The following is a 22,929-nucleotide window of genomic DNA, read 5'->3' on the forward strand; positions in this document are numbered from 1 at the left end:
CATACTAGCAAAGGTCCTCCTGATTGTCAATACGATTCGGTTATATTTTTATTATTTTTGTATTATGTCCGTCTTGATCTATTATTGTGTATATAATTTATACAATCCAGACAGTTCAACCAGGCCCATCCTGCTCAGCGCACGGCGGGACGCTGCTCAGCCCTGGCGCTCGTGCAGCTTCCGGTTGTAGTTGATCAGGCAGCCGTCCATGATGATTTCACGCTCATGATCGGTCAGCTCACCCAGTGTCATATAGAACTCTTTCATGGCGCCGTTCTTCACGACGAAGCCCATGATACGGTCGCGCTTCTCAGCGACAGCCGCCCGAATATCCGGAAGGAAGATCCAGTCTCCATTTGCAAATGGAAGATCGCCCTCCTCGATCACGAGCGGAAGCATGCCCCAGTTGATCAGGTTCGAGCGGTAGCGCTTTGTCGCATATGAAAATGCAATGTTCGCCCATCCGCCGAGCACCTTCTGGCAGGAAGCGGCCTGCTCTCTCGCGGAGCCGTCTCCCGGCTTCACAGCAAAGATGGTCGAACCGACACCGAATGCCTTCGGGTCCTTGAAGCTTTCAACGACACCAGGCAGCTTCTCCGCGATCAGACTGACTGCGTCCTGATAGGAATCCGCAAGCGGCTTCGAGCCCGCATCTTGTGTCTCCGCCGCGGAAAGCGCGGATGCGGGATCTTCCCCAGCCTCAATCGCCTTCTGCGCCAGCTGAACCTGCTTTGCCCGCGGCACATACGCCGGATCCTTTCGAGACAGTGTAAACTCCGCAAGTCCCAGCGGATTGGAACGGTAAGAGCTTGTCTCACCGGATGGAATCAGCTCATCGGTCGTGGTCACCGGATCATGGATCTCGGATACAACGCGCAGAAGAAGATTCTCCGGCAGCGGGCTCATCGCCGGCCAGTCCTTGATATTCGGCCCGAACACCAGCTCTTCCTCCGGCTCCGCCTTCCCCCAGGCATTGAACACGCGTTTTTCGTAAATCGCCTTGTCAAAATGGTACTCCGGCTCACTGTACTTCACGTCCACCTCTGTCGCAGCAGTCAGGAAGCCCTTGTTTGCCGCTGTCGCCGCGATGGAACGCGCATCCATCAGCGCAACCGAAGCGATCTGGCCATTCTGCACCTTCGAGCCTTCCCGGTTCGGGAAGTTCCGTGTCGAATGGCGGATAGAGAAGGCCCCATTTGCAGGGGTATCGCCCGCACCAAAGCAGGGTCCGCAGAAAGCGGTCTTGACAACGCACCCAGCCTCGATCAGATCAGCAAAGCGGCCATCCTTCACCAGCTCCATGTAGATCGGCATGGAAGCCGGGTAAACACTCATCGTGAACTCGTCGTTACCGATCGAATGGCCCCGGAGGATGTCTGCAGCCGCGCAGATGTTCTCAAATCCGCCGCCTGCGCAGCCGGCGATGATGCCCTGGTCGACATAGAGCTTCCCGTCCACAATCTTGTCCTGAAGCGAATAGCTGATCTTGCCGCCGAAGGAAACCTTCGCCCGCTCCTCCACATCGTGGAGCACGTCCTTCAGGTTCTTCTGCACATCCTCAATGGCGTAGACATTGCTCGGATGGAACGGCATCGCGATCATCGGCCGGATTTCAGAAAGATCCACACGGATACAGCCATCGTAAAAGGCAAGGCTGCCCGGGTTCATTTCCCTGTAGGCGGATCTCCTGCCGTGGATCTCATAGAAGTTCTTTGTCTTCTCATCTGTCCGCCAGATCGAGCTCAGGCAGGTTGTCTCCGTCGTCATCACATCGACACCAATTCGGAAGTCTTCGCTCAGACGTCCGACACCCGGACCGACGAACTCCATGACCTTGTTCTTGACATAGCCCTTTTCAAACACCGCGCCGATGATGGCCAGTGCGACGTCCTGTGGTCCAACCCCAACTGCCGGCTCTCCCTCCAGATAAACTGCGACGACGCCGGGCATGTCGATGTCGTAGGTCTGGCTGAGAAGCTGCTTGACCAGCTCGCCGCCGCCTTCCCCCATCGCCATTGTCCCGAGTGCCCCGTAGCGGGTGTGGGAGTCAGACCCCAGGATCATTGCGCCGCACTCGGCAAGCATCTCCCTTGCGAACTGGTGAATGACAGCCTGATGTGGCGGAACATAGATGCCGCCGTACTTCTTCGCCGCTGAGAGGCCGAACATGTGGTCATCCTCATTGATTGTGCCGCCGACAGCACAGAGCGAATTATGGCAGTTTGTCAGGACATAAGGGATCGGAAACTGTTCCAGTCCGGATGCCCTCGCCGTCTGGATGATGCCCACGTATGTGATATCATGAGATGCCATCTTATCGAAGCGGATCTGGAGCTTCTCATCATCTCCGGACAGGCTATGGCTGTGAAGAATCGACCACGCCATCGTCTCCCTGCGCGCCTGCTGCCTGTCCGGTTCCTTTCCGGTCATCTGCCGGATCCGGGCCGAGGCCTCCTCCGTATCCGGTACGATATCGGTTCCATTGACCAGGTATACACCCTTCTCAGATAATTCCATATCTTCTCCTGTATTCGTACATGAGGACGCCATGATCTCCGGCATCCGCCGCTGGTTACATCATATCTCCGGATACAGCAAAAGGGGCATTCCCGGGATCTTCTCAGATCCTGAGGATACCCCCTCCGGTTATTCAGGCCTTCTTCATCAGGCAGCCTGATCCTTATCTCTTGGACAGCTCAGCAGCCTTGCCATCGGATCCAAGGACATCCTTGATCTTGTGTGCAACGATGTCATGGACGTTCTGGCGGCCGACCTTCAGATACTGACGCGGGTCGAAGATGGACGGATCGTCAACAAAGGTCTTGCGGATACCAGCGGTCATGCCAAGACGAAGATCGGAGTCGATGTTGATCTTGCAGACAGCGCTGCGTGCAGCCTGACGAAGCTGATCTTCCGGAACACCAATGGCATCCTTCAGAGCACCGCCGTTTGCGTTGATGATCTTGACATACTCCTGCGGGACAGAGGAAGCTCCGTGCAGGACGATCGGGAAGCCCGGCAGTCTCTTGACAACCTCATCGAGGATATCAAAACGAAGCTGCGGCTTTGTGCCCGGCTTGAACTTGTATGCGCCATGGCTGGTTCCGATTGCGATTGCAAGGGAATCGACACCGGTCTCACCGACAAACTCCTCAACGTCGTCCGGATTGGTGTAGGAGGAATCCTCCGCCTTGACAGCGACAGCATCCTCGATGCCTGCCAGGGTGCCAAGTTCAGCCTCGACGACAACGCCATGCGCGTGTGCATACTCAACAACCTTCTTTGTCAGCTCGATGTTCTCCTTGAACGGCTTGGAGGAAGCATCGATCATGACAGAAGTAAAGCCGTTGTCTACGCAGTCCTTGCAGACCTCGAAGTCTGCACCGTGATCCAGATGAAGAACAACCGGCAGATCCGGATGGATCTCAAGAGCAGCCTCTACAAGCTTTACCAGATAGACGGAGTTTGCATACTTTCTTGCTCCCTGGGAAGCCTGAAGGATGACCGGAGAATTCAGCTCAGCAGCTGCCTCGGTGATTCCCTGGACAATCTCCATATTGTTGATGTTGAAAGCGCCAATTGCATATCCGCCCTTGTATGCCTTCTGGAACATCTCGGTAGATGTGACTAATGACATGATTTTTCCTCCCTTTTTGAGTTGATAAAATCTGTTAGCGGGCGGGCAGACGCTTTTCTGCCCGCATCCACCCGCATTATACCTGCTTTGAATCCGGTTCGCAATAGACACGAATCTGTTTTTCTCTCATGGGTCTCTCATGAGCCGGGTCAGTTCGAGCATCCGACCCGGCCAAACGGTCAAAGGCACCTTTTCCTCAGACATTGAAACACTCAGACCTTGCGTCTTCTAAGAGCAAGATAAAGGCCCGCAGCCACACCGGCACCGGCGATCACAAGCAGCAGCACATAGCGCGTCAGCGGCGAATCATCGCCGGTCTTGCTGTTCAGATTCGAACTGGAGGCTAGCGCCTGCGCATCTGCGAGGGCAGCCGAATCACCCGCAAACCCGGAATCCGGATCGGTCAGCCGCTCCGCCGCCCTGGAACCGTCAAGAATCTCATTTGTAACAGTCACATTTGCATTCATGTTCGACTGCGACAGCGTCACCTGGGGGGAGCTGATCGAAATATTGTAACCAGTCTTCTTTCCGCTCTCGACCACCTTGCCGTTTCTGTCCGTCTCCGCAAAGTACAGAGTGATGGTTCTGCCCTTCTGAGAGTTGATGTTGACTTTCAGCGTATCGGACATCGAGCTGGCATCCTTCAGGCTCATCGCCTTCTTGAACAGCAGCTTTGTGTGTGCTGCATCTGCGAAGATCCCGATGTAATAGGTCGCATTGACCCTGATCGGCGTCTTTTTATACATCACCGACTTTGTCAGGGTCAGCGAAGCCTTCTCATTCGTCTCATTCTTTCTCAGAACGAAGACGACCGGTCCCTGATTCTCGGCGTCTGCGTTGATTGTAAATGTCCGTTCGCCGGTTCTGCTCCCAACCTTCGAGAAATTCCCGTCATACGATGCCGTGAGCAGCGTGTAGTCCTTCGCCAGGCTCACACCTGCCGTCGTCCTGATCGACATCAGCGTGACCCCCATCGCCTGCTTTCCGGTATCAATCGGAACCGGGAAAGAAATATTCTTCCGTTCTCCGACAGATGTATTCTTCAGCGTAATCTTCTGGTTGTTCTTCAGTGCCAGCTTCCCGTCCCTGGTCCGCACCCTGAATTCTGCCACCAGGTTGTCAACCGGAAGTTCATTGCCGGAGGCATCGACCACTCTCAGCTGAATGTCAAACGTTCCGTTTGACATGAACTCGCTTCGGTGTGCATTGTAATACGCCTCGGTATAAAAAGTCTGAAGTCTGATGGTCTTATCCGCAACGACGTAGGTCTTTCCGGTTCCGGCACCATACCCATCCAACGCCAGCGCTTTCATCGTGACAGCTGCACCGTTTCCACCATCACGATCGCCGCCCTGGATCTGAATCTTCATGTCACTGTTGTTTTTGACTGACCTTCCCTCTGCATCGACCTCAAATACATAGTAGGTCGTTCCATGCAGCGCGTCGACCGGAACGGTGAACCGCGCACTTCCAATCGTCCCGGAGGTCGAATTATTCTTCGGCACTGTCAGCGTCTGGGCATCCCCATACGGAAGGGTTCCTCCTGCATCCATGAAGACCCGCACCTGATACTGTTTCTGAACTGTAACCGGAAGGCGTTTTCCAGTGGATGCCCGGTACAGCTCCTTCGTCACGACAATCGTTCCATCAACAGTGACAGGCGTCTGGACACTGGTCAGCTTCGCCTCAATCGTCACTGTGTTTCCGTCCTGAGGCTGATTCACTGCTGAGATGAAACCGTTCACCGAACTGAAGCTGTAGCCGCTCCAGTTCTGCGTTCCAACGATGTAGAGTGTCGTCCCCGTCTGAAGCATCCCGGTGACCACATCATCCAGATTGGGATCGTTCAGAACAAATTTTGTTGGATTCGACTTGATCTCTCCCTCTGTCCCCGCAACGTTTGCCTTGACGATTCCGGATGTTCCCGACAGATGTGCATTTCCGGCATCATCGACTGAACTGAGGTTTACAACTGCCTGAATGCGGCTCTTCAGCTTCAGGGCCGGGATCTCTCTGGAATAGGTTCCATTTTGGCCCTCCACCGGTGCTGTGAGCGTATCGGAAGCCCCATTTCCACCGCTGATGAAATGGTAGGAATCTTTTTCTCCCCACTTTCCAGATACCTTGACTGTGCTGCCGGTTCCGGTCCCTTTACTGAGAAGAACCAGCTGAACCGAACTATTCGGCATCGTGAAGCTATTACCGGAGACATTCTGCTTCTGATCCGCGTTCCCATCCTTTATCGTATAGACCAGATAATCAGCACCGGCTTCCAGAAGCCCACCGTCCGACTGAAGCGTAATGGATGCCCCTTTCAGATTCTGGACAAGCGTATTTTCGCTCTCCTTTGAATAGTTGACCTGGCTGGAAGTCAGGGATACGAGATAGGCGTCCGTGAAGGTGACAGAAGCAGCTGCCTGACCTTTGATCTCCTGTTCTGTATCCTGCGAACTTCCATAAGCATATACACGCGTCCTGGAAGTCAGCTGCCACCCTGCATGCTCTGTTGTCTGACCTTGTGTCTGCTCCGAATGGTAGGTAAAGGTCAGCGTTGTTGAAACCCTGTCTGCAGGCTCAGCGGCGGAAGTACCTCCACGTGTTAGGGACGTCAGTCCCGCCGGTGCACTTTCGGTGATATGGAAGACCGCAGTATCCCCATTTTGGGGCTGACTGCCATCCTTCTTCCCTGGCAGACTGCTTCCGAAATCGAAAGACACTGCGCTCCCCTGCATGGTGAATGCCGCCACCTGGTTCCACTGAGCTTTTCCGGACGCAGCTGTCTCCGACGTCTGCCTTTCAATCGTAACCTGAGAACCCGGCACGTCTGTTCCGGAAGGATCCTTCGACTCGATGGTGACAAGATTCTGAGATGATTCAGGCGTCTGACTGGATTCATGCATGTAATCCAGCTCATAATCGCTGGCGCCTTCCTTCAGCAGCTTCACAGCATCTCCGTTACTGTTTTTCGTTAGCTTAATTCCTGCTGCAGTCCCTGTGTCTGCCGCTGTTACGGTGAACACCGTCTCCGCCAGTTTCGCATAGGTAACCGTACCAGTACTGCCTGTACTGTTCTCAGAAACTGGCATCGCCTCCTCACGGACGACGTAGGTCCTGCGTTCCTTCAGAAGGCCTGCCGGGATCTGCTTTGCCGCTTTACCTGATGTCCAGCTGTATACGAGCTGATCCTTCTGTCCGTCAGTCTGTCCCTCTGTCCTTTCATAAAGGGAGAAGACAACGCCTTCCAGCTCCGTCTTTGTGCCGTCCGTGTTCTTACTGGCAGCGCTCACCTTCAGCGTTCCGGAGAATGCCTGCCGACTGTCATCTGCGCTGTCCTTGTCCGCGGCATTCTGGCTGGCTTCCGCCGCTGTCTCTGCCATCAAAGCTGCCGTGCCCTTCTTTGCAGCGGCCTCATTTGCATCCTCTTTCGATTTTCCTGTCTGCCCCGCCTCAGCGGCATGAGTCAGCTTCCCATCCACCGCTGCATTTTTCGCATACACGGCTCCCGTCAGTGCGCCCGCAAAACGAATGGTTCCCGCCGGTGCCAGATACACCCCGGCTGCGCCGCCCCGGTCAGCCTTTCCCGTATAGGAAACGAAACTAAAATCCTTCCCGTCCCTGCCATTTCCCGCAGCGATATTGACGATTAGATGCTGAGCCAGCTCCGGATGCGCATCGGCTGTCACCGCCTGCGACTTCCCGTTCTCTGCATACGTGACGGCAAAGTCCGGGATGTGGATGGTCTGATCCGCGCTTTTCGCAATAATATTGACGACAACATAGCCGGAAGTAACGTCGATTGTCCCGTCCGCGGCCTTCACGCCGTACATCGGGTCGGTGACGGCCTCAGCCGCTGTGTTCACATCACCGTTATCATCTGCATACAGATTCACCACGCGCACACTGTCCGAATCCTGCGCATCTGCAAGCGATGCCGAATAGGATGCAAGTCCTCCCAGAAGGCTCTGAGCCTTTTTCAGATTCTCCGCCCTTTCCTTGTCATCCTTTCCGTTGTCTCCCGCGAGAACCTGTGTTTTCTCATCCTTCTTTCCATCAAAGTGCTCTGCGACAGCCGCATACGCACCTGCTCCGGCAAAGTCGTTCACGTCACCAGCCGACAGTTTTCCGCCATTGTTTTCCCTGTCCTGAAGACTCGCGGCTGCGAAGGTCAGGCTTTCCTTTCCTTCGCTGCCAAGGCTGACGGATGCAGAAACCAGTTTTGTCTGATCCTGGGATACTTTCAGCGAAGCACCGGCATCCGATGCCTGATCTCCCACCTCCAGAAAATGAATCTGGCCTTCCCTTCTCTCTGCGATTCCGAGATCAAGCCCGTTCCCGAATGAAAAGCTGAGGGTTGTTCCTTTTGGAAGCGTGACAGCTTTTCCGTCCTTATCAACTGCTGTGATGGTCAGAAGACAAACGTTTTCGACCGAACGCTGCGCTTTTTCAAGCGCCTTCCGGACAAGCGCCGTCTGCTTCTGACCGCTCTTGGCATCCGATTCCTTCAGGGTAAGCTTTGTGTCAGCCGGAAGCTTTTCTCCTTTCGGCAGCATCAGCTTCAATGAAACGCCATTCGACTTTGCCTCAAAGCTTCCCTTTTCTGCCTGATCTGTCTCTGTCTCTTTCTGCGTTTCTGTTTCCTTGGAAGATTCCGATGCCTGAGTGCCTGGTTCTGTCCCTCCCTGCGGCTGAGTCTCCGGTGCTGGCTGCGTCTCGGAAGCGGATTGTGGCTGCGTCTCCGGCGCGGCCTGAGTCTCAGAAGCAGACTGCGCCTGTGTTTCTGCTGCCGTCTGCGGCTGTGTTTCAGCAGCCGTCTGTGCCTGCGTTTCCACTGCTGTCTGTGGCTGTGTCTCCGGGGCAGGCTGAGCCTGTGTTTCTGCAGGTGCCTGACTTTGTAGCGATTCCTGCGTTTCCGTTGCGGATGCTGCCGGAGCTGCCGGGAATACCATCGCTGCCGATAGCATAAGTGCCATCAGCCTGCGTGATCTGATCTTCATAGAACAATCCCCCTCATCGTGATACTTCGATCTCCTCGCAGCCCCTGCTCCCCAGCGGACATACTTCCACACATCATCATTGCGCTGTATGTTTAAAAAGACTGCACTTCCCTATAGTATAGACTGCCCCGAAAAAAATGTAAACTTTGCATTCTTTCGATTCTGTCACAAAAAAGGAACCGTTCCGGCTGGAACGGCTCCCTTTTTTCATAACATTCAATCTTCTGGATCAGAATTACTCTGCCACGTACGGCATCAAAGCTACCTGGCGTGCTCTCTCAATAGCAACGGTCAGCGCTCTCTGGTGCTTTGCACAGTTCCCGGTGATTCTGCGCGGAAGAATCTTTCCGCTCTCGGAAACGTACTTCTTCAGCTTCGCAACATCCTTGTAATCGATCTCATTGTTCTCTTTTCCGCAGAACACACAGACCTTCTTTCTTCTGTGCATCGGTCTGCGTCTTGGAGAATCACTTCTATCCTTTGAATACGGCATAATTGTTCACACCTCCATCTGTTCACTTCTTCAAATCAAACGGTCAATCCCATGGAAGCTTCTCGTCAACTCCCTCCGGGAACTGGGCAAATCCATCGTCCGCACCTGCCGGGGCGGGCATCGCCGGAGCCGCTGAAGCCGGCGCCGGGGCACCTGCTGAAGGAGCTCCCGGATACACAGCCTGCGAGGCGTTCCTGTCAGACACCGCCTTGCTTTCTGCAAACTCCTGGTCGTCTATCACGACATCGGTCGTGTAGACGGTCTGGCCATCCTTGTTCGTGTACTTTCCAGTCTGAAGTCTCCCTGACACCACAACCTTCGTGCCCTTCCGGAGATACTTCTCGGCAAACTCCGCCTGACGCCCGAACGCCACGCAGCTCGGGAAATCAGCTGTCTGCGCATTCGGGTCATTGTTGTCCCTGCGCATCCTGCGGTCGACCGCAAGGGTATACCTTGCAATGGCCATCGACTGATCACCAGCTGAATAACGGACATCGGGATCTCTTGTCAGACGTCCCATGAGGATGACTCTGTTCATACGAATACCTCTCTTCTTCTATTTATGCATCCTGTCTAACGCATAAATATCTGAGAACGTTGTCCATGATGCGGACCCTGTCGACAACCTCTGCCGGGCAGGACGCCTCAGACTCGAAGTGTACGAAGTAGTAGAAGCCTTCCGTCTGCTTCTGAATTTCATAAGCAAGCTTCTTCTTGCCCCATTCATCGACGTCGGAAACCGTTCCGCCGAAACGGATGATCTGCTCCTTGATCTTCTCGATCAGTGCAGTTCTCTCCTCGTCTTCGAGCTTTGCGCTGACAACAACGCACAGTTCATACTTATTCATGTTCCTTGCACCTCCTTATGGTCTCGGCCCACCCTTGCACGCGGGTGAGCAAGGCAAAATGATACATCACGTTGTGGTATTATACGCTGGCTTTCTATCCCGCGCAACCACTTTTTTACAGCCCTGACTGAAACGCCTTGACTGTACCGTTCATCTCGTGCCGGAAAAGTGCTCAGACGGCAATCCTTGAGAAGACCTCCCCGATCGGATCCCGGATCACCAGGTCCGCCCTGGTCTCCCGCCCGGTTGCCCCCTTATTGATCAGAACCAGATATCTGCCTCTGAAGTAATCGATCAGACCCGCTGCGGGATAGACGACCAGCGAGGTTCCGCCGATGATCAGGACATCCGCTTCCGAGATTGCCCTGATGGAGGCAGTGAGGATCCGCTCGTCAAGACCTTCCTCATAGAGCACGACATCCGGCTTGATGATTCCTCCGCACTTGCTGCATCTCGGGATCCCCTCGGCATTCTTCACATATTCCGCATCATAGAATGCTCCGCACCGCGTGCAGTAGTTTCTCATGATGGAGCCATGCAGCTCATAAACATTCTGACTTCCGGCCTTCTGATGAAGACCGTCGATGTTCTGTGTGACCACTGCGCGGAGCTTCCCGGCCTGCTCCATTTTCGCGAGCTTTCTGTGCGCTGCGTTCGGCTGCGCATCGAGTACCAGCATCTTGTCCTTATAGAATCGGTAAAACTCCTCCGGGTTCGCCTGAAAGAACGAATGGCTGATGATGGTCTCCGGCGGATACTTGTACTTCATATGATAGAGCCCGTCCTGACTTCGAAAGTCCGGGATACCGCTCTCCGTCGATACCCCGGCGCCGCCGAAAAAGACAATATTGCTGCTCCCGTCCACAATTCTCTGAAGCTTCTCTACCTTTTCAAGATCCATCCCATACCTCCCTGCTTGAAATGCTCCCGTCCTGAAAATCTTTTCATCTGCCCTTCCCGATTTGGCGGCTCCGCCTTTATCTCGTTCTCCACACTCGATGATGAGCGGCCGCCTTCACAAAAGGCTGCCGAAGCCTTCGCTTCAGCAGCCTTTTGTTTATTCCCTGTACTTTGCCACATACACCTGCTGCAGCTTTCCCTGTACAATCCGGCGTGTATTGTCATCGCCCGTGCAGGTGGACAGCGTCACGATCCTGTCCTGCGTCGTAACAGACACGTCGCCCCAGTTCACTTCCGACGCCCTTTTGCATGTGTCGATGAAGGACTGGAAGTCCTCCGTCAGAAATCTTGTCCGGTACGGATCCCCGACCTTGCTCACAATCGAGCTGGAGAAGATCCGGTACTGATAGATGAAATCGGGTGTGAACACCCAGAAATACGGATTGTCCGTCGCACCCTTCTCCTCCCAGAACTTTCTCAGCGATGCGAACATCGAGCCGTCCTTCATATTATGCCCGTAGATGATCGTATTCTGGTCTGTGAAATACTTTGAATTGTCACAGTTCAGGAAAATACAGCCGGAGAAAACGGCTTCCTTCTTAAATGTATGATGCAGATAGAAATCATTATTGTCCGTCTGCGCCACCGGGTACGATATCCCGGCGCCTCCAACCCGGATCCAGCCGATCACCTCCGGGTTAATCGACTGAAGTTCTCTGAAATCAACCGGATTATACATCTCCGGGAGGATCTGTGTCGTCCCGTTCTCTTCAACCTCTTCCTTCTTCGCTGCCTCGATCTTCTGTGGAAGGGTCGCCTCGGTCTCCAGTTCCCGGACATCGGACAGGGTCACGCCCTCGCCCGTTTCACCGCCCTCTATCTTCGACTGGCTGTCCGGCGCAGTTTCCGGCGCGGGCTCAATCTGGACGTACTTCTTGTTCAGGTCACTGTACTCACTTTCCCCGGCGCGGTATTCCCTCCAGTAGCCATAAAGCTTGTAGGCTGAATAACCGAATACCCCGATTGCAATCACAAGAAGCAGCGTGGTCAGAAAAGAACCAAAGCCGCCCCTCCTTCTCTTCCGGGTTCCTTTACCCGGAGCCGCTGGATATGATTCTTCGTATCGTTCATCGTACGCTCTGCGGTCGCTGCGTCTTCCCAACCTGCTGCCACCTCCTTTATCATGATCTCCCTGATCTTTACTGAAGGTTTCCGACTGTCCTCGGATACGGCAGTACATCTCTGATGTTGCCGACACCTGTCAGGTACATGACCAGCCGCTCGAAGCCGAGGCCGAAACCGGCATGCCGGGTCGTCCCGTACTTCCGGATGTCGAGATAATTCGAGTATTCGCTCTCATCCATCCCAAGTTCCTCAATCCTCGCCTTGAGGATGTCATAGTTCTCCTCACGCTGAGAGCCGCCGATAATCTCGCCGATCCCGGGAACCAGGCAGTCCATCGCCGCGACAGTCTTCTTATCTGGGTTCAGCTTCATATAAAATGCCTTGATTTCACGCGGATAATCCGTGACGAACACCGGCCTTTTGAAAATCTGCTCCGTCAGATACCGCTCATGCTCAGTCTGCAGATCGCAGCCCCAGTACACCTTGTAGCTGAACTGATCGTTGTGCTCCTCAAGCATCTTCACCGCATCCGTATAGGTCACGCGTCCGAAATCAGAGGTCATGACATGGTTCAGCCGTTCCAGAAGTCCCTTATCCACGAAGCTGTTGAAGAAATTCATCTCCTCCGGTGCGTTCTCCAGGACATAGCGGAAGATATACTTCAGCATTGCCTCTGCCAGCTCCATGTCATCCTCGAGATCCGCGAACGAAATCTCCGGCTCGATCATCCAGAACTCCGCTGCGTGTCTGGTCGTGTTGGAGTTCTCCGCCCGGAAGGTCGGCCCGAATGTATAGACATTCCGAAAAGCCTGTGCAAATGGCTCTACATCCAGCTGCCCGGACACGGTCAGATGCGTAGACTGACCGAAGAAATCCTGCGAATAGTCAACGCTTCCATCCGGGTTCTTCGGGACATTCTCCATATCCAGCGTCGTCGCACGGAACATCTCACCTGCTCCTTCTGCATCGGATGCCGTGATGATCGGTGTGTGAACGTAGACAAAGCCGCGCTCCTGGAAAAACTGATGGATGGCGTAGGCCGCAAGCGATCTGACGCGGAAGGTCGCCTGGAACAGGTTGGTTCTCGGGCGAAGGTGCGGGATCGTTCTCATAAATTCCACGGAATGTCTCTTCTTCTGTATCGGATAGTCCGGTGTGGAAGCGCCTTCCAGCACAATCTCCTCAGCCTGGATCTCGAACGGCTGCTTCGCATCCGGCGTCGCGACCAGCTCGCCCGTCACAATAACAGCAGAGCCGACATTAAACTTGCAGATATCCGCAAAATTCGAAAGTTTTTCTCCGAATACAACCTGCAGCGTCTCAAAAAATGTTCCATCGTGAAGCACCAGGAATCCGAATGTCTTCGATGCGCGGATCGAGCGGACCCAGCCGCCGACGGTGATCGTCTTTCCGATATAAGCTTCCCTGTCCTTGTAGATCTCCTTGACTGTTGTAAACTTTACATCCATGTATATATTCCTCCGGAAGAATCATCTGGCAGCCTTTTTCCTCGCGCTGCGCCAGTCTTCCGGCGCCGGGGGTGCTGCTTTGGTCTCTTATTATAAACAGGAATGTGCCGAAATGGAAGTCGGACTTCCTTAAGGAATTCTTCAATCGATATGATGGCTTCTGGCACGCCGCCTCCAAAAAAGCCGGGGATCCTGTCTGGAATCCCCGGCTTCGATGTTTATTCATCCCTCTATGTTCGCGGTCCGAAATATATGATTCCTGTACTTTTCCAGCACGGTCATCAGGATGCCTCCAAGCAGCGTGCAGCTGACGACCTCGCCGATTCCAACCGTCACCATCTGCAGCGGAATCGGAAGATTGACCCCATATCCATAGTATAAAACGAGCGGCACCACAATGATGTTCGCGATCACCGGCGGAAGGGTCGAAACCGTTCTTGTGAGGGCCGACACCCTGCTTCCGTCCGCTTTCCTCTTTCTGGCTGCTTTCCCGATCATCCATGTTCCGCATGCGCCTGCCAGTGTTGCCAGACTTCCGCACACGATATCAAGCGGGATCGCACCGCCAAGCATGTTGGCGATGATGCAGCCCACAAACAGCCCCGGCACTGCAGCCGGCGTAAAGAATGGCAGCACCGTCAGCATCTCGGAAATCCGGACCTGGACCTCCTTGAAGCTGATCGGAGCGAACAGCACCGTCAGCACCACATACAGCGCCGCAATCACGGCAGCCTGTGTGATGTACAGGACTTTTTTGTCTCTCATATTCAGTTACCTCCCTGGTTTTGATTAGAGTGGGGATGGCTTCAAACCCACTTATACCTGTAAAGCGGCCCTTCCTCCTGTTCTGCCTGATGGAGCCCCGGTCGATTTTCTGACCGTCAGTTCCGGCTGAAATTCATAGGTGAAGGCTGATGATGGCTTCTCGGGATGATCAATCATCTCAAGCAGTGTCAGGGCTGTCTTCTCCCCCAGCGCTTCCATCGGATGGTGAACCGATGTCAGCGGAACCGGAGACAGCTCCGCCAGCCTGGAGTTGTCGACACTCGCAATTGACAGATCCTGCGGGATGCGGATGCCCCGCTCCGCACACAGTTCCGTCAGCATATAGGCTGCCTCGTCATTGTAGCAGACTGCTGCCGTGCACCCCTCCAGGCGGTCCAGAATCCAGTCGTCCCTTTTGAGCATGCCCTTCAACATGACCGTATCCACCCAGCTGACATGATCCTCCTCGATCGGAAGCCCGGCCCGGATCAGTGCATCCTGATACCCCTGGTAACGGCAGAGTCCTTCACCATCATCATTTTTAAAGATACCGCCAATTTTCCTGTGCCCCAGTGAGAGCAGATAGTCGGTTGCCGCTTTCCCAACTGCCACATCATCCAACGAAACATGTGGAATGTCAAGACTCGGATAGAAGGTATTGAAAAAGATGACCGGGATTCCCCTCTCCCTGAGTTTCCGATAATAGACCAGGTTCGGGTTCGGCAGCGCTGATGCAACCGGCTCCACGATCAGAGGGTCCCTCGCCTGCTGCCTGTCCAGCTCCGAAAGGATTCTCCGCTCCGTCTCCCGCCTGTTGCTCGTAAACATGATCCGTGTCGCATACCCGTGTTTCTGAAGCGTTGTCGCCATCGACTGGAGAATCCTCGGAAAGATATAGGAATCTGTATAGGATGAAATGATTGTAACGGAATTCGACAGCGGTTCCCGGCGGCCTCCGCAGGCCTGTCCCCGGATGTAGGACCCGCTGCCCTGAATCTTCTCGATGATCCCCTCCTGCTCCAGCTTTGAGAGCGCCTGCCGGACCGTCTGCCGGCTGTAGGAAAACCGCTGCGCAATCTCCGTCTCGGTCTCCAGGCGGTCTCCAGGGTGCAGCGTTCCTGCATCCAGTCTCCCGCGCACCCAGTCTGCCACCTGCTGGTATTTTGAAGTTCTCGACATTTCGTCCTCCTGCCTGCTGATGGCTCCGGCCAGAGTGTTGCGGCATCGTTTGTCGAGGTTGGATGTCCTCCTGTCTGCCGATGTCTCCGGCTGCTGCCCGGCTCAGGCTGCTTCCCGGCTCCGGCTGTTCCCCGGCTCAAGCTGCTGAATCCAGATAGCTGTAGAAGATATTTCCGGCTGCGGCAAACAGATCCGTGGAATCCTGCATTCCGAAGTAGGTCCACTTTGTTTCACCCGGATTCAGCAGATAGGTGTTGTACTTGTCATACCCGACGATGATTTTGACCCCCTCTGCAGTCTGCGCAATGACTGGCCTTCCATGGCTCACAAAGTAGAGCACCTCATCCAGCGTGCATCCGCTCAGGTCGACCACCTGTTTTCCGATACCGATCTGAAGCTGGGAGACGTCTGTCGTCCCGCTTCTCACCGCCTCCGGAATCTTTTTCATCGGAATCTCCACCTGGTCCACCTTATCGCCTCTGACCCAGACGTAATCCTGCGATTGATTGATGACAACACCGAACACACTGTCCGCCTTCACAATGGCATCGTTCGGATATGTATACATCGCCGTCAGGCCGCCGGATGCATAGACATAATAGAGCTCCTGCATATCCGGGTTCACCGGGATCACGGCCGTCTTCGACGTACCTGTCACCAGCCTGCTTGCAGCCGTATCTGCCTTCTCAAAGCTGATCGTTCCGCCTACCCGAAGCAGAACCTCCGTCCTTTTCCTGTCGTCGACCTGCGTCGCAATCCCAAGCTCAACATCCGCCGCTGTATCCGACGAGACAATCTGATCTTCCGGCGCATCCTCATAGCCGCTGTCCTTCTTTGTCACGCGGCTCAGCTTCAGCATATTTCCAGTCTTCTGGACCCCTTTGACATAGATGCCGTCCGCCTGGTAGGTCTTGACTGACTTCCCGTCCGCATCGACAATCTGGAGCTGGTACATCGGGAAGATGCCATTGCCGCCATGCGGGACCTGCACGTCTCCCTGCTTTGCGATGCCATATACGAGATCATCTTTCATGAAGGAGAGCGGCCGCAGATATTCATCCTGTCCGCACGAATACGCCCGGGTCTCGCCGCTCTCAAGATCGATCTCCTCCAGTTCGGAGGAGCCATAAACCTTCCCCTCCTTCAGCCAGGCAAAATACCGGCCGGACTCCGACCCTGCATAGCACTCATTGCTGATCCCCTTCTGGACTTCCCTCACTTCACCCGAGGTCACATCGACTGCATACAGCACCCCTGACAGAAAGACATAGCAGGTCTTGTCGTTCTGCGTCAGGTACAGGCAGTCTTTCATATCCAGCTGAATCCGCTCCGTGTTGCCGTCACTCTGGAGAAATGCGAGTTCCGACACCATGTTGGATCCGGCATCGTAGTAATACAGCGCAATGCCGTTGTCTCCCTCATGACTGCCCCGGTTCATATAGCCGCCGACCGCGAAGGTGACATTCCCGTTCTCATCCACCCGGATAATCCGGATTGTGTTCTGCCTGTAGAAGTCCCGCGCATCCATGTTCTCTGTCTGCGGGAATCCGAAGACGCGTGTGAAGGAGCCCTTCTGCGTCATATATGTCCAGAGTACATTCTCCTGAACAAATGCAATGCAGCGGTTTTTGGAATCCGCCTTGTACTCGACCTCCTTCTGGGTGATGCCCAGATCGATTCCATCCTTCGTCAGGACACTGCTGTTTTCCGGATCAAAAATCTGATCCGTCGTCCGCTCAAAATTCAGCAGATAGACACGGCTGTCGGTATATCGCAGCCTGTAGTACTCATGTACATCATAAACCTCCTGCGCCCCGGCTTCCGAGGCCGCGGAGATACGGTAATCCATCGTCATCGTCGCCGTGTTTTCGTTGATCTCCGTCAGCCTCGGCGTCGGTTTATAGAAAATCTGCGGATTCAGCTTTCCCCATGTCAGCCGCTGAACACTGTCATGAATGTCCATGTACGCCAGCGTATCATCCTGGTCGGTTGTATCGTCCGGCTCGATCGCCTGTCCGACAGAATCCAGGTCCGTCTTGTTGATGCATTTATCCCAGAATCCGGCGGCAAAATTCAGGTAATCGGAGGTGTGAAGTCCGTCCGCCAGAAGCACATGCGTATAGTAATAGATGTTCCGCCCGCCCGTGGCGACCTGGATCTTCAGAACATATTCCTGGTTCATCAGAATCTTGTCCATCAGCGTCAGATCTGCCGTGATCGTGTCGCCGTCCTGGTTCAGCTTGATCACCTTCGTATTCTCCAGCGACTTGGTCCCGTCGATTGTGGATACCTCGTAGGACACGGAATCCACCGCTGCCCCGAAGGTCTCTATCTTGATCGTGATCCCTCTCGTGTCCGAGAGCGGTGTGATGCTGTCACGCAGCTCTGAAGCATTGATCTCACGGCTGTACCCGTGCAGCTCATTGAAGTCTATGCCATCCTTCTGCATGCAGACCAGCGGAAATGTAGAACTGCTCATGACTGTCGCGGTGTCCGGCGTCACCTTGTTGATCATACGGCTGAATCCGATGACACTGACGATGAACAGCACCGTCAGAAGCACAATCCGGATCAGCAGGTTTCGGATATACAGAACATTCTCTCTCAAGGGTTTCTCCCCGTCTGTCAGTGTCAGGACCACTGAATCGTGATCACGTGAAAAGAGTCATCGCAGGAATACCGTGTGTTCCAGGTATCCACGCCATTTTGCTGCATCAGGTACTGAACAGCGTCGTTGTACATCTTGTCCGTGAACAGCTGCTCTTTGGCCTCGCTGTAGGCATCGGCTGACCCGAACTTCATAACGATGCTCTGTCTGCCGCTCTCCACGGAGTCCATCAGCGCATTATACACCGTATCATAGTCAAATGTCTCATAATACATGCCGTTGATTTTATAGTAGTTCCAGGAATCATCCGTGCAGGCCGGAAGCGCGATGCTCCCGTCCGGGATGTGAGTCGGCAGGATCTCATCATCCGTACAGCACAAATAATTGTAATTCATGACGGTAATGCCGGTTCCGCTCTCCTGACCGTCCGCAAAGACCGGATCGCCCCAGGTGACATCGACATGGTAATACTGATCGCCGATCCGGACGATATTCCAGGCGTGGTCACCGCCATTTTTGATCTTCCCGGTTACATAAGTGCAGAAATAGCCCATCCTGTGGAGGATATACTGGAAAGCCTTGGCATATCCCGCACAGACAGACTTATGATACAGAAGCGCACTCTGCGCGCACTGACTGGACGGTGCATTCACGTCGTATTCAACCTGATTGATCAGGTACTCATAGACCGACTTGATCCGTCCGTAGTCTGACCAGGTTTCATCCGTCTGGGCGATACACGCATCCGCTGCAGCGTCCAGCTGCTGTTTCATCTCATCGCGCTGGTCTTCCGGGACGGTTGACTCAATCTGGTAGCTGACCACCTTTCCGGTGAGATTGCTGACAACCGTCTGCGCGCTGGATCCGACCCAGAACAGCTCCGGATGGTCTGCCAGGACGGCAAAGTATGCCTTCCAGAAGTCGTCCGCGCTGACCTGCGCATACAGATCCCCGCTGTCCTCCCGGTTGCTGAGCCTGGAATACAGTTCTCTGTAGATTTCATTGTAGCTGCTGTCCAGGTGGTCAAAGTAGTATTCCTCAATGCCTCCGTGATCCCACTCCGTATCTCCCAGATGGTAGTACGGGCTCTTCTCCAGACCGGCGGAGACTGCCAGATGCCGCGCTCCGCAGCCGCAGAGCGTCAGTGCCGCAAAGGTCATCAGCAGGATGACGGCTCCCTTCTTCAGAAGCCCCCGGGCTCCTTCAGTCTCCGGCCTTCCTGCCCGGCTTCTCTCTTTTTTCTCCATTCAAACCTCATAATATGTACAGCCATGCGGCCGCTCAGCGCTTCCACTTCTCACAGAGCCTCAGGATTTCCTGCGTAAACTCCGAGAGATCCTTGTTGGCTCCGCCCTCGCTGTCCCGGATCACGCTCATCAGCCGCGAGCCAGCTGCAACCAGCTTTGTATATACCTGGGCTGCTTTCCTGGTCTGCGAGGTCACGCGCACAGCCGCGCCCCTGTCGGAGCCCTTTCTGCGGACAAATGCACCCCCGGCTGCCTTCGCCTCCGCAAGGCCTTTCTGTCTTTCCTTCGAGAGCAGCACCGGCTGCGCGTCAACCGTGATCTGGCCGCTGGCCAGATCAAACTCTGCGCCGGAATAGGGCGCATAGGCATCCAGCCCAAGCTCATTCTTCAGCCTGTCCCTGAATATCTCGGTGACATAATCCTCGCCGTGTGTGACAAAGACTTTCTGCGGCTTTTCCTCCATCGAGGAAATCCAGCGCATGAGTCCCTCATTGTCAGCATGTCCGGACACCCCCGGCAGCTGGCAGATCTCCGCCTCGACATCGATGTCCTCGCCGAACAGCCGGAGATGGTCCGCCCCTTCCAGGAGCGCCCGCCCCGGTGTTCCCGCTGCCTGATAACCGACAAACAGGATGGTACACTCCGGCCGCCACAGATTGTGCTTAAGGTGATGCTTGATCCGTCCGGCGTCGCACATGCCGCTTGCGGAGATGATGACCTTCGGCTCCTCTATGAAATTGATCGCCCTGGAGTCGTCCGCCGTGACAGCCGTCTTCAGCCCGTCAAAACCGATCGGGTTAATCCCCTTCTGAAGCAGCTCCGTTGCCTCTGCGTCGAAATCTTCATACATCCGCTTCTGAAAAACCTGCGTGGCTTCATTTGCAAGCGGGGAATCCACATAAACCTTGAACCCATCATGGCCTGACACCATATGTTTTTCCTTGATTTCCCGGATAAAATAGAGCATCTCCTGGGTTCTGCCCACAGCAAATGAAGGAATCACAACATTCCCGCCCCGGTCGAAGGTCCGCTGGATGACCTCCGCCAGCGCCTGCGCATAGTCCGATCTCGGCGGGCGGGGGTGCGCACGGTCGCCGTAGGTAGATTCCATCACCACATAGTCCGCCTTCTTCGGATAGACCGGATCCCGGATGAGCGGCTGATTCGTATTTCCGATATCCCCGGAAAAGATGATAGACCGCGTCGTGTCTCCCTCCGTGATGGTCACCTCGATTGAGGCGGACCCGAGCAGGTGCCCCGCGTCAAAAAAGCGGACCTTGATTCCGTCGGCGATATAGCGTTCTTCCTCATAGTTCAGATTCACGAAACACTTGACCGCTCCCTGCGCGTCCTCGATTGAGTACAGCGGCTCGACCAGCTCACGGCCGGCCCGCTGGTTCTTGCGGTTCTTCCACTCAGCCTCAAATTCCTGGATATGGGCTGAATCGAGCAGCATGATGCTGCACAGGTTTGCCGTCCCATAGGTCGAGAAAATCTGGCCGTGGAACCCATGTCTGTACAGAAGCGGCAGATTCCCGGAATGGTCGATGTGCGCATGCGTCAGCAGGACCATGTCGATGTCCCCCGCCGCCACCGGAAGTGGTTTGTTCTCATATAAATCCGGTCCCTGCTCCATCCCGCAGTCAATCAGGATCTTTTTTCCGGCAGCTTCCAGATAGTAGCAGCTTCCTGTGACTTCGTGATCAGCTCCAAGAAAAGTCAGTTTCATGGACAAATCCTCCCTTTCGCCAAATATTTCAGATAATGACAGTATAGCCTATTTGAGGGACTTGATGAACGTTTTCCGGTATAATCAGGGTATCGATTGTGTCCGGGTTTAAAGCGGCCGCACCGCTGGCGGCACCCGGAAGGCCGGCCTTAAGAAGGATGGAGGGAAAAACATGACCGGAATCTGTTTTGATATTGACGACACGCTCTACAGCCGCGGGGCACTGCTGATCCAGGCGGCTGAGGAAACGCTCCGGCGGACAGATGGTTTTATTATGTCAGACAGGATGTCTTTTTCAGGTGAAGTTTTTCTTAAGATTTTCTACGAAAAAAGCGACGAGAATTTCGCGCTTGTGGAGAGCGGTCAAATCACGGCCAGAGAGTCGAACATCTGGCGTCTTCAGCAGACATTTCTGGCAATGGGGCTGCCCGCGGAATCATGGCAGGGTGCGCATTTCACAGACCGGTACACGCAGCTCCAGAATCAGATGGTGCTCTCTCCGACCATGAGGGGGTTGCTGGAGGATCTGGCCCGGTGCGCCAGAGAATCCGCCGGGCAGCTGCGGCTTGGCATCGTCACCAACGGGGCATCCGGCCATCAGTGGAAGAAATACCGGCAGCTCGGGCTGGAGAGCTGCATCCCGAAGGCGTATGTAACCGTCTCCGGGGACGTCGGCATATCCAAGCCGGAGCCCGGCATCTTCCGCGCAGCGGAAGATGCAATCGGTCTGATGCCCAGAGACCTCTGGCTTGTCGGAGACTCCCTGAAACACGACATTGAAGGCGCTCATGCTGCGGGATGGCATACGATCTGGATGAACAGAAATGCCGGCAGTCTGCAGTGCGCAGATGCCGGCATCACCGTCCACAGCGAAGCGGAGCTTGCAGCCGCCCTCCGGCAGCTTGTGCAGTTCACTGAACCCGGTACCTGAATCTGCCCGAAGCCGGCTTCAGATGCTCATGATCAGCTGATAGACAGCTGCCATGACCGGAAGCGTCACGATGGAAACGACCGACGTGAAGATGATCCCGTTGGAGCACTCCTCTGACCGGATTCCCCGCTCGGACAGCATCACGAGCGGCATCGTGCCGACCGGCATCGCCATCATGATCATGCTGAGCTGACGGATTTTCTCCGGCATCGGTACAAACCGGAGAACGATGACGCAGATGGCCGGAAGAACAATCATCTTGAGCAGCATGAAGAGATACATGCGGCGGTCCTTGAAAATTGCCAGCAGGTTCTTCTCCCGTCCGACGCTGACACCGATGATGATCAGTGAAACCGGAACCGCCGCGTCACCCAGATACGAGATCGGAGAGGCGACCACGTTGGGCACCCTGGCGCCGCAGACAAATACAATGAGAGCTGCCATACAGGCGATCGTCCCCATGTTGATCATCGGCCGGATCTTCTTCCAGAGAGACCCTTTCTCCGCCTTCCGCTCCGACGGTTCCATCTGGTCCAGATAATAGATGCCAAGCGTATAGAACAGGAGATTGTATTCAAAGATATAAATGGCAACGTAAAAAACATACTCAGGCCCGAGCAGACTTTTGACAACCGGAATCCCGATGAACCCCAGATTGGAAAATATGAACATCATCTGATAGATCAGTCTCCTGACGCGGTCCTTCGACAGAAAGCGGGCAAACAGCCAGCCAGTCAGAATCGCGACGAGAAAGATCAGTGCCGCAACAGCAAAGATCCCTCTGGAGAATTCAGGGCGCTTTCCTTCCGTATGAATCACCATACTTGAGAATATGATTGCGGGATTGAAGACATCCGCTGTCAGTCTGGACAGCGTCTTCAGCCCCGAATCCGAGATCATCTTCAATCTGTAGGCGGCAAAACCGACAGCAATGATCATCAGCACAACCACCATCTGCTCAAGTGTATGCAAGGGACTCATGACAATACCTCCGGGCTTAAGGG

General features: G+C 54.6%; 16 protein-coding genes. 1 reads left to right on the forward strand and 15 read right to left on the reverse strand.

Annotated elements, in window-relative coordinates:
- Window positions 1-156: 156 nt before the first annotated feature.
- From ACTQ1N_RS03420 to ACTQ1N_RS03485, 14 genes are all read right to left on the reverse strand, one after another.
- Window positions 157-2,517 (reverse strand): hydratase, encoded by a 2,361-nt coding sequence (locus tag ACTQ1N_RS03420; protein WP_441954646.1) that lies wholly within the window; start codon window positions 2,515-2,517, stop codon window positions 157-159.
- A 163-nt stretch (window positions 2,518-2,680) separates the two neighbouring features.
- On the reverse strand, window positions 2,681-3,637 hold the full coding sequence (fba, locus tag ACTQ1N_RS03425; protein ID WP_154525349.1) for a class II fructose-1,6-bisphosphate aldolase: 957 nt from the start codon (window positions 3,635-3,637) through the stop codon (window positions 2,681-2,683).
- A 212-nt stretch (window positions 3,638-3,849) separates the two neighbouring features.
- Window positions 3,850-8,631 carry a hypothetical protein gene (locus ACTQ1N_RS03430; RefSeq protein WP_441954648.1) on the reverse strand — a complete coding sequence of 1,594 codons (4,782 nt, stop codon included), beginning with the start codon at window positions 8,629-8,631 and terminating at the stop codon, window positions 3,850-3,852.
- A 235-nt stretch (window positions 8,632-8,866) separates the two neighbouring features.
- Window positions 8,867-9,124 carry a 30S ribosomal protein S18 gene (gene rpsR / locus ACTQ1N_RS03435; protein ID WP_154525353.1) on the reverse strand — a complete coding sequence of 86 codons (258 nt, stop codon included), beginning with the start codon at window positions 9,122-9,124 and terminating at the stop codon, window positions 8,867-8,869.
- Window positions 9,125-9,167: 43 nt separating this feature from the next.
- Window positions 9,168-9,662, reverse strand: coding sequence for a single-stranded DNA-binding protein (locus ACTQ1N_RS03440; protein WP_441954650.1), 495 nt, complete (start codon window positions 9,660-9,662; stop codon window positions 9,168-9,170).
- Window positions 9,663-9,684: 22 nt separating this feature from the next.
- Window positions 9,685-9,972 carry a 30S ribosomal protein S6 gene (gene rpsF, locus ACTQ1N_RS03445; protein WP_441954652.1) on the reverse strand — a complete coding sequence of 96 codons (288 nt, stop codon included), beginning with the start codon at window positions 9,970-9,972 and terminating at the stop codon, window positions 9,685-9,687.
- 172 nt (window positions 9,973-10,144) lie between these two features.
- Window positions 10,145-10,873 carry an NAD-dependent protein deacylase gene (locus tag ACTQ1N_RS03450; protein ID WP_441954654.1) on the reverse strand — a complete coding sequence of 243 codons (729 nt, stop codon included), beginning with the start codon at window positions 10,871-10,873 and terminating at the stop codon, window positions 10,145-10,147.
- 156 nt (window positions 10,874-11,029) lie between these two features.
- Window positions 11,030-12,034 carry a class B sortase gene (srtB, locus tag ACTQ1N_RS03455; protein WP_441954656.1) on the reverse strand — a complete coding sequence of 335 codons (1,005 nt, stop codon included), beginning with the start codon at window positions 12,032-12,034 and terminating at the stop codon, window positions 11,030-11,032.
- Window positions 12,035-12,071: 37 nt separating this feature from the next.
- Entirely contained in the window at window positions 12,072-13,466 is a 1,395-nt protein-coding gene (gene asnS, locus ACTQ1N_RS03460; protein ID WP_441954658.1) for an asparagine--tRNA ligase, read from the reverse strand.
- A gap of 222 nt (window positions 13,467-13,688) precedes the next feature.
- Window positions 13,689-14,231, reverse strand: a complete 543-nt coding sequence (locus ACTQ1N_RS03465; RefSeq protein WP_441954660.1) for a QueT transporter family protein — start codon at window positions 14,229-14,231, stop codon at window positions 13,689-13,691.
- Window positions 14,232-14,282: 51 nt separating this feature from the next.
- Entirely contained in the window at window positions 14,283-15,410 is a 1,128-nt protein-coding gene (locus ACTQ1N_RS03470) for a GntR family transcriptional regulator (protein ID WP_441954662.1), read from the reverse strand.
- Window positions 15,411-15,546: 136 nt separating this feature from the next.
- Entirely contained in the window at window positions 15,547-18,018 is a 2,472-nt protein-coding gene (locus tag ACTQ1N_RS03475) for a hypothetical protein (RefSeq protein WP_441954664.1), read from the reverse strand.
- 23 nt (window positions 18,019-18,041) lie between these two features.
- The gene (locus ACTQ1N_RS03480; RefSeq protein ID WP_441954666.1) at window positions 18,042-19,265 is read right to left on the reverse strand and encodes a transglutaminase domain-containing protein; all 1,224 of its coding nucleotides are present in this window, start codon (window positions 19,263-19,265) and stop codon (window positions 18,042-18,044) included.
- 34 nt (window positions 19,266-19,299) lie between these two features.
- The gene (locus ACTQ1N_RS03485; protein WP_441954668.1) at window positions 19,300-20,994 is read right to left on the reverse strand and encodes an MBL fold metallo-hydrolase RNA specificity domain-containing protein; all 1,695 of its coding nucleotides are present in this window, start codon (window positions 20,992-20,994) and stop codon (window positions 19,300-19,302) included.
- 172 nt (window positions 20,995-21,166) lie between these two features.
- On the opposite strand from ACTQ1N_RS03485, the gene ACTQ1N_RS03490 reads away from it, so the two are divergent.
- Window positions 21,167-21,925, forward strand: coding sequence for an HAD family hydrolase (locus ACTQ1N_RS03490; RefSeq protein WP_441954670.1), 759 nt, complete (start codon window positions 21,167-21,169; stop codon window positions 21,923-21,925).
- An 18-nt stretch (window positions 21,926-21,943) separates the two neighbouring features.
- On the opposite strand, the gene ACTQ1N_RS03495 is transcribed toward ACTQ1N_RS03490, so the two are convergent.
- Complete coding sequence (locus ACTQ1N_RS03495) at window positions 21,944-22,906, reverse strand: AEC family transporter (RefSeq protein WP_441954672.1); 963 nt, start codon at window positions 22,904-22,906, stop codon at window positions 21,944-21,946.
- Window positions 22,907-22,929: the final 23 nt, after the last annotated feature.

This window comes from Porcincola sp. LCP21S3_C12, assembly GCF_052118625.1.
In the GTDB taxonomy this organism is placed as follows: Bacteria; Bacillota; Clostridia; order Lachnospirales; family Lachnospiraceae; genus Porcincola.